Origin of the sequence: Paraburkholderia sp. HD33-4, assembly GCF_021390635.1 — a bacterium.
Taxonomy (GTDB): Bacteria; Pseudomonadota; Gammaproteobacteria; order Burkholderiales; family Burkholderiaceae; genus Paraburkholderia.
Map to the genome: position 1 here is coordinate 513,666 of NZ_JAJEJS010000002.1, position 13,661 is coordinate 527,326.

The 13,661-nt window shown below is 64.5% G+C and carries 12 protein-coding genes; 11 read left to right on the plus strand and 1 reads right to left on the minus strand.

Annotation, left to right across the window (positions count from 1 at the left end; all coding sequences use genetic code 11):
- The first annotated feature begins 58 nt into the window (after nucleotides 1-58).
- The 5 genes from L0U84_RS22280 to L0U84_RS22300 all read left to right on the plus strand — a co-directional run bounded on the left by L0U84_RS22280 (nucleotide 59) and on the right by L0U84_RS22300 (nucleotide 5,783).
- A complete protein-coding gene (locus tag L0U84_RS22280) occupies nucleotides 59-1,159 on the plus strand; it encodes an HlyD family secretion protein (RefSeq protein ID WP_233852698.1) in 1,101 nt (366 codons plus the stop codon).
- Nucleotides 1,160-1,166: 7 nt separating this feature from the next.
- Nucleotides 1,167-2,738 carry a DHA2 family efflux MFS transporter permease subunit gene (locus tag L0U84_RS22285; protein ID WP_233852699.1) on the plus strand — a complete coding sequence of 524 codons (1,572 nt, stop codon included), beginning with the start codon at nucleotides 1,167-1,169 and terminating at the stop codon, nucleotides 2,736-2,738.
- 9 nt (nucleotides 2,739-2,747) lie between these two features.
- Nucleotides 2,748-4,172, plus strand: coding sequence for an efflux transporter outer membrane subunit (locus L0U84_RS22290; RefSeq protein WP_233852700.1), 1,425 nt, complete (start codon nucleotides 2,748-2,750; stop codon nucleotides 4,170-4,172).
- Between the two features lie 286 nt (nucleotides 4,173-4,458).
- On the plus strand, nucleotides 4,459-5,394 hold the full coding sequence (gene panE / locus L0U84_RS22295) for a 2-dehydropantoate 2-reductase (RefSeq protein WP_233852701.1): 936 nt from the start codon (nucleotides 4,459-4,461) through the stop codon (nucleotides 5,392-5,394).
- 89 nt (nucleotides 5,395-5,483) lie between these two features.
- Entirely contained in the window at nucleotides 5,484-5,783 is a 300-nt protein-coding gene (locus tag L0U84_RS22300; protein ID WP_233852702.1) for a hypothetical protein, read from the plus strand.
- A gap of 21 nt (nucleotides 5,784-5,804) precedes the next feature.
- Here L0U84_RS22300 and L0U84_RS22305 read toward each other — a convergent pair whose 3' ends face one another.
- Nucleotides 5,805-6,242, minus strand: coding sequence for a carboxymuconolactone decarboxylase family protein (locus L0U84_RS22305; RefSeq protein WP_233852704.1), 438 nt, complete (start codon nucleotides 6,240-6,242; stop codon nucleotides 5,805-5,807).
- A 116-nt stretch (nucleotides 6,243-6,358) separates the two neighbouring features.
- Here L0U84_RS22305 and pdxR point away from each other — a divergent pair, with 116 nt between their 5' ends.
- From pdxR to L0U84_RS22335, 6 genes are all read left to right on the plus strand, one after another.
- Nucleotides 6,359-7,846, plus strand: a complete 1,488-nt coding sequence (pdxR, locus tag L0U84_RS22310; protein ID WP_233852706.1) for a MocR-like pyridoxine biosynthesis transcription factor PdxR — start codon at nucleotides 6,359-6,361, stop codon at nucleotides 7,844-7,846.
- A 376-nt stretch (nucleotides 7,847-8,222) separates the two neighbouring features.
- The gene (locus tag L0U84_RS22315; protein ID WP_233852708.1) at nucleotides 8,223-8,675 is read left to right on the plus strand and encodes an HU family DNA-binding protein; all 453 of its coding nucleotides are present in this window, start codon (nucleotides 8,223-8,225) and stop codon (nucleotides 8,673-8,675) included.
- Nucleotides 8,676-9,089: 414 nt separating this feature from the next.
- A complete protein-coding gene (locus tag L0U84_RS22320) occupies nucleotides 9,090-10,499 on the plus strand; it encodes a circularly permuted type 2 ATP-grasp protein (protein WP_233852709.1) in 1,410 nt (469 codons plus the stop codon).
- A gap of 178 nt (nucleotides 10,500-10,677) precedes the next feature.
- On the plus strand, nucleotides 10,678-11,628 hold the full coding sequence (locus L0U84_RS22325) for an alpha-E domain-containing protein (RefSeq protein WP_233852710.1): 951 nt from the start codon (nucleotides 10,678-10,680) through the stop codon (nucleotides 11,626-11,628).
- Nucleotides 11,629-11,640: 12 nt separating this feature from the next.
- On the plus strand, nucleotides 11,641-12,441 hold the full coding sequence (locus tag L0U84_RS22330; protein WP_233852711.1) for a transglutaminase family protein: 801 nt from the start codon (nucleotides 11,641-11,643) through the stop codon (nucleotides 12,439-12,441).
- 220 nt (nucleotides 12,442-12,661) lie between these two features.
- Nucleotides 12,662-13,534: a proteasome-type protease gene (locus tag L0U84_RS22335; RefSeq protein WP_233852712.1), complete on the plus strand. Its 873-nt coding sequence runs from the start codon at nucleotides 12,662-12,664 to the stop codon at nucleotides 13,532-13,534.
- Nucleotides 13,535-13,661 lie beyond the last annotated feature (127 nt).

Below are 13,661 nucleotides of genomic sequence, written 5' to 3' on the forward strand. Positions count from 1 at the left end.
GCCGGCGCATTGCGCCGTTTTTTTCAATCTGAAGAGTGCATACGCACATATCGACATCATGTCCACAACTCCTTCGACCGTCGCGCCCCCGAGCGCGGTGCAACCCGCCAGAGCGGCCCGGCGTATCCCGTGGATGCTGCTCGCGATAATCTCCGTTGTCGTCGCGCTGGCGCTGGCCACGTCGTACTGGTTCTTCGTCGGCCGCCTCCTCGAGACAACCGACGATGCCTACGTCGGCGGCGACGTCACGGTGATGGCGCCGAAGGTCAACGGCTTCGTCACCGATGTGCTGGTGCACGACAACGAGTTCGTGCATGCCAACCAGGTTCTCGTGCGTCTCGATGCCCGCGACTACGACGCGCGTCTTGCTCAGGCCAACGCGGAAGTGGAGAGCGCGCAGGCCGCCGTCACCGAGCTCGAAGCGAAGAAGTCGCTGCAACTCGCGGCGATCAATGAGCAGGCTGCCGAGGTCCGCGCGTCGGGTGCCGAGCTGACGCGCAGCGCGGCCGACGAGACGCGCTATCGCGAGCTCGTGAAGGACGACGCCGTATCGAACCAGGTCGTCGAGAAAGCGGATGCGGATCTGACCAAAGCACGCGCCGCGGTCGACCGCAGCAACGCCGCGCTGCTCGCGGCGCAACGCCAGATCGCGGTGCTCGATGCGCAGATCGGCGACGCGAAGGCGCGCATCGCGACCGCGCAGGCCGCGATGCGCGTCGCCGCGTTGAACGTGGAGTACACGACGATCCGCTCGCCGATCGACGGCTACGTCGGCAATCGCACCGCGCGCGTCGGTCTGCTTGCGAACACCGGCGTATCGCTGCTGACCGTCGTGCCCGCGAGCGGCCTGTGGGTCGATGCGAACTTCAAGGAAGACCAGCTGCGCAAGATGCGGGCGGGCGACAGCGTCGAGGTCCAACTCGACGCGTCGAGCACGGCGCTGCACGGCGTGGTCGAAAGCCTTGCGCCCGCGACCGGCGCGACCTTCAGCGTATTGCCCGCGGAAAACGCGACCGGCAACTTCACGAAGATCGTGCAGCGCGTGCCGGTGCGCGTGCGTCTCGACGTGCCGAAGGACATGCAAGGCGTGTTGCGTCCCGGCCTCTCCGCGACGGTGAAAGTGCACGTCGATGCGGGCCATCCGGCCACGCAAGGATGAAGCGATCATGACCGACGTTCTCGACAACCCCGCCGACCAGCCGACCCGCACCAAGGTCTTCGCATTCACGCTGATGTGTGTGGGCTTTTTCATGGCGACGCTCGATATCCAGATCGTCGCGTCGTCGCTGCGCGATATCGGTGGCGGGCTGTCCGCGAGTCAGGATGAACTGTCGTGGGTGCAGACCTCGTATCTGATTGCGGAGATCATCGTGATTCCGATGTCGGGGTGGCTCACGCGCGTGTTCTCCACACGGTGGCTCTTCACGTTCTCGGCACTCGGTTTCACGGTGACCAGCATGCTGTGCGGGCTCGCATGGGACATCAACTCGATGATCCTGTTTCGCGGTCTGCAAGGCGCGCTCGGCGCCGCGATGATCCCGACCGTGTTCACGAGCGCGTTCGTGCTGTTTCCCGGCAAGCAGCGTTTGATCGCATCGACGACGATCGGCGCGCTCGCGTCGCTTGCACCGACGATCGGCCCGGTGATCGGCGGCTGGATCACGTCGCAATGGTCGTGGCACTGGCTGTTCTATCTGAACCTCGTACCGGGTATCGCCGTCACGCTGCTGGTGCCGAAGTACGTGCATATCGACAGGGCCGATCTGTCGCTGCTGAAAAAAGGCGACTACTTCGGCATCTTGCTGATGTCGGGTTTTCTCGGCTGCCTCGAATACGTGCTCGAAGAAGGGCCGCGCAAGAACTGGTTCGGCGACGACGTGATCGTGCTGTGCGCGTGGGTCGCGGCAATCTGCGGGTTTCTGTTCCTCGTGCATGCGTTCACCGCGAAAGAGCCGATCGTCGATCTGCGCGCGCTTGCGCTGCGCAACTTCGGTATCGGCAGTCTGCTGTCGTTCATCACCGGGATCGGGATCTTCTGCACCGTGTTTCTGACGCCGGTGTTTCTCGCGCGAGTGCGCGGCTTCGATTCGTTGCAGATTGGGCTCGCACTGCTATCCGTCGGCTGTTTTCAGTTGCTCGCGCTCGCCGCGTACTCGACGCTCGCGCGCTTCGTCGATATGCGCCTGCTGATGGTGATCGGACTCGCGCTGTTCGGCCTCGGCTGCTATCTGTACGTGCCGTTGACGAACCAATGGGGCTGGCAGCAGTTGCTGATTCCGCAAGCGCTGCGCGGGATTGGCCAGCAGTTCTGTATTCCGCCGATCGTGACGATGGCGCTCGGCGCGTTGCCGCCGTCGCGGCTGCGCTCCGCGAGCGGGCTGTTCAATCTGATGCGTAATCTCGGCGGGGCGATCGGCATCGCGGTCAGCAGCACGATGTTGAACGACCGTCTGAACCTCCACTACGAACGGCTCGACGAGCATCTGAACGCGGGCCGTCCGGTCGTCGAATCGATCTTGCAGAAGCAGGCCGAGTATCTGTCGGCAGTCGGCGGCGACGCGTTGAACGCCGCGACTGCGGGGCTGGCCGAATTGCATGCGGCATTGACGCGCGAAGCGCTGGTGCTCGCATTCTCCGATGCCTTTCTGGCGGTTTCGCTGTGCTTCGTGGTCGCTTTGCTGAGCGTGCTGTTCTCGCGCCCGTTCGGCAACACCGCGCCCCCGCCCGATGCCCACTAGGAGTCCAACATGAAACGGATGGTGATGAAGTTAGTGGCGAGCGCGGCATTTTTGACGCTCTCGGCCTGCGCGGTGCAACCGGCCACGCACGCGGATTTGCCGCATGCGGTGCAGACGCTGGCGCCGCCCGCCTGGAGCGTCGACGCACCCCAAGATAGCGTGAACACCGATGCATGGTGGGCGCAATTCGGCGACCCGGTCATGCATCAGCTGATCGAATCGGTGTTGACCGGCAATCTCGACGTGCAGGCCGCGGCCGAGCGCGTGAAGCAGGCGCAGGACCTGGTGACGCAGAATCGCGCGGCGTTGCTACCGGAGCTGGATGCGAACGCTGGCGCGTCGACCGAGCGGCAGAACACGCCGCCGCCGCTCGGCTATGTGCGACAGGCCGGCGTCGGGCTGGCCGCGAGCTGGACGCCGGACGTGTTCGGCGGCGAACGTCTCGCGGTGCTCGCGTCGCAGGCGCAAGTGTCGGGCAGCGTTGGGGCGCTGAGCCAGTTGCGGCTCGCGCTCGCCGCGAACACGGCGGCTGCGTATATCGATCTGCGCTGGGCGCAAGCGCAATTGCAGATCCTCGACGACAACGAGCAGATTCGCAGCCGTGCGCTGAAGCTCACGCAGGCGCGTCTGCATTACGGACTGTCGACGCAGCTCGACGTCGCCCGCGCGCAGAATCAGCTGGAGGATCTGCAGGCGCAGATTCCGCGCATGCAATCGACGGTGCAGCATCAACTGAGTCTGATCGCCGTCTATTCGGGGCGCACGCCGGAAAGCGTCGATACGCTGCTGCTTTCCGACGCGCGCGAGATTCCGGTGCCTGCGCAAAGCGCGCCCGAGGTGTTGCCGTCCGACGCGTTGCTGCATCGGCCGGATGTGCGCACCGCTTATGCGCTCGTCGAGCAGCGCGCGGCGGAAGTGGGGGTATCGAAGGCGGAGCGCTATCCGAAGTTCAAGATCAATCTGACGAATGGGCTGCTCGCATCGTCGTACCTTGGCTTGCCGACGCTGACCGACAACCTGTTCAGCGCCGCGTTGAACGCGACGAGCCCGATCTTCAACGCTGGGCGCATCACCGCGAACATCGACGCGAGCGAGAGCCGCATGCGCGAATCGCAGCTCGGCTTGCAGCGGACCATGCTGCAGGCGCTGAAGGAAGTCGAGGACAACCGCAGCGATCTCGTCAGCGGCGCGGTGCAGGTGCAGCGCCTGGGCGGTGCGCTCGATGCGTCGAATCAGGCGCTGCGTCTGTCGACCGAGTTGTACAAGGGCGGTGCATCGAGCTTCCTCGATGTGCTCGACGCGCAGCAAGCGTATCTGCGCGACTCGGAGTCGCTGAATCAGGCCCGGCGCGAGCATGCGCTTGCGGCGATCGCGCTGTATCGGTCGCTGGGTGGCGGGTGGGAGCAGGGGGAAGCCGTGGCCTCCCGGCAGTAAGGCACGCCATACCGCAATTGCAGCCAGGATGCGCGGAACTTCGAAAACCCCCGCACCTGGCTGATGTTCTTTCCGTCGAGCTTATTCATCGCGCCCCAGGCCGCCATCGCCGGTGCCATCTCGTGAGGGAGCTTTCATAGGCGGCCCGCGCCGCAGTGACGCCTTCCCGGAACCGATCCCCAATCTTTGCTACATTCCTGCACAAGAACCCCACACGCGGCACCATCGGGATGCGCGGCCAGTGACGCGCATGATCGGCAAATCGAAATCTTTCAAGAGGCTCAAGATGCGAATTCTGGTAGTAGGAGCGGGCGCGGTAGGCGGATATTTCGGCGGACGACTGGCGGCGGCGGGGCAGGACGTGACCTTCCTCGTGCGCGCCGGTCGCGCGGAAAACCTGCGGCGCGACGGCCTCGTCATCGACAGCCCGCGCGGCAACCTCCAGTTGCGCGACGTGAAGACGATCCTGGCCGGTGTCGCCGCCGAGCCGTTCGACCTCGTGCTGCTGAGCTGCAAAGCCTACAGTCTCGACGACGCGATCGATTCGTTCACGCCATTCGTCGGCGAAGACACGCTGATCCTGCCGTTGCTCAACGGCATGCGCCATATCGACGTGCTGACCGCGCGTTTCGGCAAGGAGCGCGTGCTCGGCGGCCAGTGCGTGATCGCCGCGACGCTCAATGCGCAGCAGCACATCGTGCATCTGAACGATATGCACGCGATCACGTTCGGCGAACTGGTGGGCGGTACCTCGGAGCGGACCCAGACTGTCGCCGATGCGATGACCGGCGCGAGCTTCGACGTCGCGGTCAGCGACAACATCCTGCTGCGCATGTGGGAGAAATGGGTGTTCCTGGCCACATTGGCGGGGAGTACGTGCTTGATGCGTGGTTCGGTCGGCGATATTCTGGCTGCGCCTGACGGCAAGCGCGCAATCGAGAATCTGCTTGGCGAATGCCGCGCGGTGGCCGAGCACAACGGCTTCACAATGGCCGCGGATTTCGACGCGCGCGCCACCCAGGTGCTGCTGACACCGTCGCAGCTGACCGCGTCGATGCTGCGGGACGTCGAAAACCGCTCGCACACCGAGGCGGATCATATTCTCGGCGACCTGATCGTGCGCGGCGGCGACGCGCAAAAGGGCGAGCACGGCTTGTCGCTGCTGCGCATCGCCTATAGTCATCTGAAGACGTACGAAGCACGCCAGACCCGCACTTCCTGACGGCTCGCCGCGGCCGGCGCGAACGCGGCTCGGGCGGATGGCACGACGCGGGCGAGCGTCGCCGCAACCTTGACGATCGGAGGTCAAGCATGCCGACTCCAACTGGATCGGTGCCCGCGCTCAGCGCCGCTTCCGCGACCGTGTTCTCGATCGGCATCCTGTTTCTCGGCTACTGGGGGTTGTTCGAGCCGACCGTCTGGCGCAAGGCGCATGTCGTGGTCTTCGTGCTGGCGCTGGCCGGTTTTGCGTGCCTCGGCCTCGTGCCGTGGATGGCCACGAGTCCCGTCGAGCCGGAGAATAGCGACTCACGCATCCGCATCGCGCGGCATCTGTTTCTCTCGGGCGTGAGCGCGATCTGGCTCGCGGTGGCGATTTCCGTGATCTTCTGACGCCCCGCGAAGGCGCGCCGCTTACTCCGGCGTCTTCCTGAACGACACCGCAATCCGGTTCCAGCCGTTGATCGCAACGATCAGCAGCGTCAGGTCGCTGATTTCCTGCTCGCTGAAATGCGGCTTCACCGCTTCCCACACCGTATCCGGCACGCGCGTTTGCGCCACCAGTGTCACCGCCTCCGTCCATTCGAGCGCAGCGCGTTCGCGCGCGGTGAAAAGCGGCGTTTCGCGCCACGTGGCGACCGTCGCGAGACGCCGCTCGGTTTCGCCGTGCTGGCGCGCGTCGGTCACGTGCATGTCGAGGCAGAACGCGCAGCCGTTCAGCTGCGATGCGCGAATCCGCACGAGCTCCGCGAGCATTTTGTCGATCGTGCTGCCGGCGATCGTTTCCTCCAGCGCGAGCATCGCGCGGGTGCCGCTCGGGCAGGCCTCGTAAAAGTCGAGACGTGCTTGCATCAAAGGGTCCTCGTGAGTGTCGGAGAGGCCCAAATGGGCGTCCATAGAGGTAAGCTTACGATCGCCACTGGTCGTTCGAAACAACCATTTAGCCGTTATTTGAGGTAACCACCCGAATGGACATTCACATCGCGGTTGAAGGCCATCACGATCTGTCCGGACAGATTTATCGGCAGTTGCGTGCGGGCATCCTCGAAGGACGCCTTGCCGGTGGCACGCGTCTGCCGTCCACGCGCGACCTCGCGACGCAGCTGGGCGTGTCGCGCAAAACCACGCTCGACGTATTCGAGCGGCTGCTGTCCGAAGGCTATCTGAGCGCCCGCGCCGGTTCGGGCACCTTCGTCGCCGACGGGCTCGAACGGCTGCCCGCCGAGCGCTCCGCGCAGGCTCGCGCGGCGGCTCGTTCGCGCGAGCGGGCGGCCGCGCAAGCGAAGGCCGCCGCGCGCGCGCAGCCGCTATGGGAGCAGATGCCCGACAGCCTGCCGTTGCCGCGGCCATCGGTGCTGTCGCCGCTCGACTTCATCGGCGGCGCAACCGACAAGACGCTATTTCCGTTCGACGTCTGGCGCCGCTGCGTGAATCAAGCGCTGCGCAACCAGGCGCGCAGCCCCGGCACCTATCGCGACGCCGCCGGTGAGCAGCAGCTGCGGCTCGCGATCTCGCGCTACCTGGCATTCAACCGCGCGGTGTCGAGCAACTGGGAAGACGTGATCGTCACGCAGGGCGCGCAGCATGCGCTCGATCTGATCGCGCGCATCACGCTGCGGCCCGGCGAAATCGCGGCCATCGAAGACCCGGGCTATCCACCCGCGCAAGCATGCTTCACGGTGACGGGCGCGCGCGTGGTGCCGGTCCCTGTCGATCGCGAAGGCCTGATCGTCGGCAAGCTGCCGGACAAGGCACGGCTCGTCTACGTGACGCCTTCGCATCAGTTTCCACTCGGTATGCCGATGAGCCTCGAGCGTCGCGTCGAACTGCTCGAATGGGCGCAAAAGCGCGGCGCGGTCATCATCGAGGACGACTACGACTGCGAGTACCGTTTCGAAGGCCGGCCGATGGAGCCGCTGAAGAGCCTCGATCGCGCCGGTCTCGTCGCCTACGTCGGCACGTTTTCGAAGACGATCTTTCCCGAGCTGCGCATCGGCTATCTGGTGCCACCGGCGTCGTTGCACGGCCCGTTGCTGAAGGCGCGGCAGATCGCGGATTGTCACGGCTGCACGCTGACGCAAATGGCGCTCGCGTCGTTCATGCTCAATGGCGACTTCGCGCGCCATCTGCGGCGCATGCACAAGGCGTACGCGGCGCGCCGCGCGATGCTGCTCGACCATCTGCAAGGCGGCCTTGCGCGCTGGTTCGAGCCGATCGTGCCGACCGCCGGCATCCATCTGGCGGCGCGGCTGAAGGGCTCGTTGGCGTCGCTCGGCGAAGAGGCGCTCGTCGCCGCCGCGCGTGAAGCGTCGATCGGTCTCTATGGACTCGCGCCATTTCACTATCGTGTGACACCGCAGCCGGGGCTGATGTTCGGCTATGGCAGCATCGCGGCCGAACATATCGACGCGGCGCTGACGACGCTCGCCGGCATCCTGCCGCGCATCGCACGCTGAAACGAAGCTCGCCGCAAGCCATGCGTAGGCATCGTCAAGCGTCTTGGGCATGCGTTGCTTGACGCGTCAAACGAAGAATATGCCCTGATTCAAGGGGCGAAAACGCCAGGTCGCCCCGCCGCAACCGCCTCGAAACCGCAGTCGAAACGAACTGTAACGTGCGTTACTCCTGCATGTTAAAGACCTCGTCGCGCGCGTTTTAGCCGCTAAAACAGGTACTAAAACGTGTTGCACTGTCGGCGCCACGCAAAAAACTTCATCGCAATACACAAAAGAGTCGCGCAAATCGCTTTAGCGCTTGTAGAATCCGGCGTTGAAGCGTGCACATACGGTGTGCGCTTCGAGCAATTCACTGACCACAACAGGTAGGAGAAACATGCCGACTTCCGCAAAAAAGGTGGCCAAGAAGGCTGCTGCCCCGGTACCGACCAAGAAGGTTGCTGCAAAGAAAGTTCCTGCGAAGAAAGCCGTCGCAGCCAAGAAGGTCGCCGTGAAGGCGTCTGGCGCACCGGCGCCGATCAAGGACACCTTCACGAAGGCCTCGTTGGCAGCTCACATCGCTGAGCGTGCTGCAGTGGAACCGAAGACCGCCAAGGCTGTGCTGGCCGCGCTCGAAGACACGATCCTCGGCACGGTGCACAAGAAGGGCGCTGGCGAATTCACGCTGTCGGGTCTGCTGAAGATCGTCGTGCAGGCTGTTCCGGCGAAGAAGAAGCGCTTCGGCAAAGACCCGTTCACGGGTGAAGAGCGCTGGTTCCCGGCCAAGCCGGCTAGCGTGCGCGTCAAGGCACGCGCGCTGAAGAAGCTGAAGGACGCAGCGGCTGCTTAAGCACGTTGCTTGCACGATTCAGGCGTCGGCATGGCGCTGTCGCGTTTAACCGTGCCTGACGTTTGAGTGCTTCAAATAGCACCTGCATGCAGGTGGTCGAAGTCCCCGTGGATGAAAGTCCACGGGGACTTTTTTTTATGCGCACGCTTCGTAGTGCTGGCCGAGTCCATAGGCGAAACGGCAAGCGCGCCTCTCATAGTGTGCTCCCTGATGGCGCACGCGCACCTGACTGGCGCATCATGATCCACGACAGGTCGATCGAGGCATTCCGAGGCCCTGCGAATGCGCCGTTAGCGTGCACGTCAATGCGCCCTATCACGACATATTCAATGGCATAACGCTTGCTTGATCGAAGGTCGAGTACCGAATGCGCAGCGCATTCGCCTTCTATTTGACAACAAGACTGGGGCTGACATGCGATGCTTTGACGAGATGCGCCATCCCGACGATGGCGTACGGCCGCATTACGCGCGCTTTGAGCGATGGCTGGACAGCCAGGGTAATGAAGCGATCGCACGCAAGCGCGCGGAAGCGGATCTGCTGTTCCGCCGCGTCGGCATCACGTTCGCGGTGAACGGCGACCTGTCCGGCACCGAGCGGCTGATTCCCTTCGATCTGATTCCGCGCATCATCCCGCGCGGCGAATGGCAGACGCTCGAAGCGGGTTTGCGACAGCGCGTGCAGGCTCTCAATCTGTTTATCCACGACGTTTATCACGAGCGCAACATCGTGCGCGCGGGCATCGTGCCGGCCGAGCAGGTCTATACCAACGCGCAGTATCGTCCGGAGATGCAGGGCGTCAACGTGCCGCTCGGTGTTTACGCGCATATCGCGGGTGTCGACGTGGTGCGCGCCGGCGACGAAGGCGAGTTCTACGTGCTCGAAGACAATCTCCGTGTGCCGTCGGGCGTGTCGTACATGCTCGAAAACCGCAAGATGATGATGCGGCTTTTCCCCGAACTGTTCGTGCAGAACCGTATCGCGCCGGTCGCGCATTATCCCGATCTGCTGCTCGATACGCTGCGCTCGGTCGCGCCCGAGGGCGTCGACGATCCGGTCGTCGTCGTGCTGACGCCGGGCATGTACAACTCCGCGTATTTCGAGCATACGTTCCTCGCGCAGCAGATGGGCGTCGAACTCGTCGAAGGCAAGGATCTGTTCGTCGACGACAACTACGTGTTCATGCGCACCACGCAGGGACCGAAGCGCGTCGACGTGATCTACCGCCGCGTCGACGACGACTTTCTCGATCCACTCGCGTTTCGCCCCGACTCCGCGCTCGGCGTACCGGGTCTGCTCACCGCGTATCGCGCCGGCCGCGTCGCGCTCGCGAACGCGATGGGCACCGGCATTGCCGACGACAAATCGATCTACCCGTACGTGCCGGACATGATCGAGTTCTATCTCGGCGAAAAGCCGATTCTGAACAACGTGCCGACCTATCAATGCCGCAAGCCCGAGGATCTCGCCTATACGCTCGCGCATCTGCCGGAGTTGGTGGTCAAGGAAGTGCACGGCGCGGGCGGCTACGGGATGCTGGTCGGGCCGGCCTCGACGAAGGCCGAAGTCGAAGCCTTCCGCGAACGGCTGATCGCGCGTCCGGCCGGTTATATCGCGCAGCCCACGCTGGCGCTGTCCGCCTGTCCGACCTTCGTCGAATCGGGCATCGCGCCGCGCCATATCGACCTGCGGCCGTTCGTGCTTTCGGGCAAGACCACCACGATGGTGGCGGGCGGCCTCACGCGCGTCGCGCTGCAGGAGGGCTCGCTAGTCGTCAATTCATCGCAGGGAGGCGGGACCAAGGATACCTGGATGGTCGACTGACGCGGTTGCTGGCGCGTCTCTCGCTTCGCTCGCAATGAGCCAGCCGGGGCGCGACGCTCGCAACCTGATGCGCCCAGCCGGCAGGTCATGCGCCGCTGGCGCTTAACGGATAACCAGCGCGGACTTTCGTTTCCGACGAAGGCCTCGCGCGTTCAGATCACAGACATGGAACGCCGTCATGCTTAGCCGAACCGCCGATCACCTCTTCTGGATGGCCCGCTATATGGAGCGCGCGGAGAACACCGCCCGCATGCTCGACATCAACCTGAAGGCGCAACTGCTGCCGCAGACGCCCGAGCAGGAGGCCCGCGCGCAGCGCTCGGTGCTGCGCATCTCCGAGCTCGAAAGCGCCTTCGCGCAGCGCTACGACGAGCCGACGCGCGAACACGTGCTCGACTTCATGATCGCCGACGCGAGCAATCCGTCGAGCATTCATTCGTGCCTGCAGGCCGCGCGCGAAAACGCCCGCGCGGTGCGCGGCACGCTGACGACCGAGTGGTGGGAAACCATCAACGACACGTGGCTCGAATTCAACGCACAGCTCTCGAGCGACCAGGCCGCGAGCAATCCGGGGGCGCTGTTCGAGTGGGTCAAGTTCCGCTCGCATCTGTCGCGCGGCGTGTCGATCGGCACCGCGCTGCAGGATGACGCGTTCTTCTTCACGCGGCTAGGCACCTATCTGGAGCGCGCCGACAACACCGCGCGGATTCTCGATGTGCGTTTCGCGAACGTCGAGCCGAATTCGCGCGACGCCGCGCGCCAGCTCGAGGACTTCTATTACTGGACCTCGATCCTGAGTTCGGTGTCGGCGCTCGAGATCTATCGCAAGGTATATCGCGACGTCGTGACGCCCGCGCGCGTCGTCGAGCTGATGATCCTCAACCAGCAGATGCCGCGCTCGCTGCTCGCCTCGCTTGATGGTGTCTGCAGCAATCTCGAGATGCTGCGCACCTCGGGCTCGAACCAGTGCGAGCGTTTCGCCGGCAAGCTGCGCGCCGAGTTGCTGTATGCCGACATCCGGCAGATTTTCGAAAGCGGTCTGCACGCCTATCTGACGCAGTTCCTCGCTCGCGTGTTCGAGCTGGGCAATCTGGTGGCGCGTACTTATCTGATGCTGCCAGTGGCCTGACGGAGTTTTCTCATGAACCTGACCATCCGCCACGACACCTCTTACCGCTACGAATCGACGGTTCACTATTCGATCCAGCAGTTGCGCCTGACGCCCGCGAGCGGTGCCGGGCAGACCGTGCGGCGCTGGAGCATCGACGCGCCGGGCAAGCTCGACGCCACGCTCGACGCCTACGGCAACGTGCTGCATACGCTCGTCATCAACAAGCCCCACGACGAGATTCATCTGCGCGTGTCGGGCGAGGTGGACACGCTGCCGCTCGTCGACGGCGTGCTGCGCGATCCGCCCGGCCCGATTCCGCTCGAGCATTTCACCTGCGCGACGCGCCTGACCGAAGCCGACGGCGCGATCCGCGAGCTGGCCGCGTCGGTGGCGAATCTGGCGAGCCCGGCAAGCCTGCTCACGCTGTCCGAGCAGATCGTGCAGCGCGTGCAATACCGGCCCGGCGTGACCGAGGTCACGAGCACGGCCGCCGAGGCGCTCGCGCTCGGCAACGGCGTGTGCCAGGACCATTCGCATCTGATGCTCGCGTGCTGCCGCGCGCGCGGTGTGCCGGCGCGCTACGTCAGCGGCTATATCGAACCCGGCGACGTGCCGCATGGCGCGAGTCATGCGTGGGTCGACGTGTGGCTCGAAGGCAAAGGCTGGATTTCGATCGACGTCACGCATGCCGCGTTCGCCAGCGAGATCTACTGCCGCCTCGCGGTCGCGCGCGACTATGAAGCGGCGGCACCGGTGCGCGGCCGGCGCATCGGCGGCCTGGAAGAGGAGCTTCACGTGGCGGTGGCGGTCAGCACGCAGATGTCGCAGTAGCTGGCCGCGTTGCAACACGAACGCGCGCGACGGATTGCGCCGACGAGCCGGCGCGTCTGCACCATCCGCGCGCGTCGGCATTTAACATTCCTGACAATTGTTCAGAATCAGCCGGAAAAAGGCTGCAAAAAAGGCCGTCAAGAAGGCCGTAAACACGGATAAAAGGCGCCTGTGCGCCGCATTACAATAGCTCCGTTCCTTTGCCTCCTGCGGATTCCTTATGACTTACTGCGTAGCGATGGCCGTCAACGACGGCCTCGTATTTCTGTCCGACACGCGTACCAATGCGGGCGTCGACCACATCAGTACCGCGCGCAAGATGTCGGTGTTCGAACAGCCCGGCGAACGCATGCTGGTGCTGCTCGGGGCCGGCAATCTGTCGATCACGCAGGCGGTGCTGCACGAACTGTCCGAGCCCGCCGATGCCGGCGAGCCCACGCTGTGGAGCGTGCCGACGATGGCCGACGCCGCGCGCGTGGTCGGCAACGCGGTGCGGCGCGTGCATGAGCGCGAGGCCGAGGCGCTGCACAAGTTCGGCGTCGACTTCAATTGCAGCTTCATTCTCGGCGGTCAGATCGCCGGCAACCGGATGCGGCTTTTCATGATCTACGCGGCGGGCAATTTCATCGAGTCGTCGGCCGTGAATCCGTACTTTCAGATCGGCGAGGCGAAGTATGGCAAGCCGATCATCGACCGGGTGCTGACGCCGGCCACACCGCTCGACGAGGCCGCGAAGTCCGCGCTGATCTCGATGGACTCGACGCTGCGCTCGAACCTGTCAGTGGGCTTGCCGCTCGATCTGCTCGTGTACGAGAAGGATTCGCTGCGTGTCACGCGGTTCGTGTCGATCGATCGCGACAACGCGTACTTCGACATGATTCATCGCACGTGGGGTGAGCGTCTGCGCCAGGTGTTCGCCGAGATTCCCGATCCGGACTGGCAGCAGTCGCTGGATGCGCCGTCGCTGCAGTCGGAGCGGGCGCTGGTGCTGTATCGCGCGCCGGTCGGCGCCGATGGCCTCGAGCATGAGCACGATGTGTCGCCCGCGCAGATACTCGCGCAGGCCGACAAGGGCAAGGCGCAGCGGCGCTAGCCGCGCCGGCTTTCGGGCACGAGTCCGGCTCGCCCGGGCTCGCCGCCGCCAGCAACCTCAGGACGAAAAAAAACCAGCCATCGGCAACGCCTTTGGCTGGTTTTTTTGGCTACGCAGCTCGTCAGCT

Bases quoted from the DNA above. Each gene is read 5' to 3' on its own strand.
- L0U84_RS22300 (WP_233852702.1), top strand. From the start codon at position 5,484: ATGCCGACTCCAACTGGATCGGTGCCCGCGCTCAGCGCCGCTTCCGCG.
- L0U84_RS22280 (WP_233852698.1), top strand. From the start codon at position 59: ATGTCCACAACTCCTTCGACCGTCGCGCCCCCGAGCGCGGTGCAACCC.
- L0U84_RS22330 (WP_233852711.1), top strand. From the start codon at position 11,641: ATGAACCTGACCATCCGCCACGACACCTCTTACCGCTACGAATCGACG.
- L0U84_RS22290 (WP_233852700.1), top strand. From the start codon at position 2,748: ATGAAACGGATGGTGATGAAGTTAGTGGCGAGCGCGGCATTTTTGACG.
- L0U84_RS22315 (WP_233852708.1), top strand. From the start codon at position 8,223: ATGCCGACTTCCGCAAAAAAGGTGGCCAAGAAGGCTGCTGCCCCGGTA.
- panE (WP_233852701.1), top strand. From the start codon at position 4,459: ATGCGAATTCTGGTAGTAGGAGCGGGCGCGGTAGGCGGATATTTCGGC.
- L0U84_RS22305 (WP_233852704.1), bottom strand. From the start codon at position 6,242: ATGCAAGCACGTCTCGACTTTTACGAGGCCTGCCCGAGCGGCACCCGC.
- L0U84_RS22325 (WP_233852710.1), top strand. From the start codon at position 10,678: ATGCTTAGCCGAACCGCCGATCACCTCTTCTGGATGGCCCGCTATATG.
- pdxR (WP_233852706.1), top strand. From the start codon at position 6,359: ATGGACATTCACATCGCGGTTGAAGGCCATCACGATCTGTCCGGACAG.
- L0U84_RS22320 (WP_233852709.1), top strand. From the start codon at position 9,090: ATGCGATGCTTTGACGAGATGCGCCATCCCGACGATGGCGTACGGCCG.
- L0U84_RS22335 (WP_233852712.1), top strand. From the start codon at position 12,662: ATGACTTACTGCGTAGCGATGGCCGTCAACGACGGCCTCGTATTTCTG.
- L0U84_RS22285 (WP_233852699.1), top strand. From the start codon at position 1,167: ATGACCGACGTTCTCGACAACCCCGCCGACCAGCCGACCCGCACCAAG.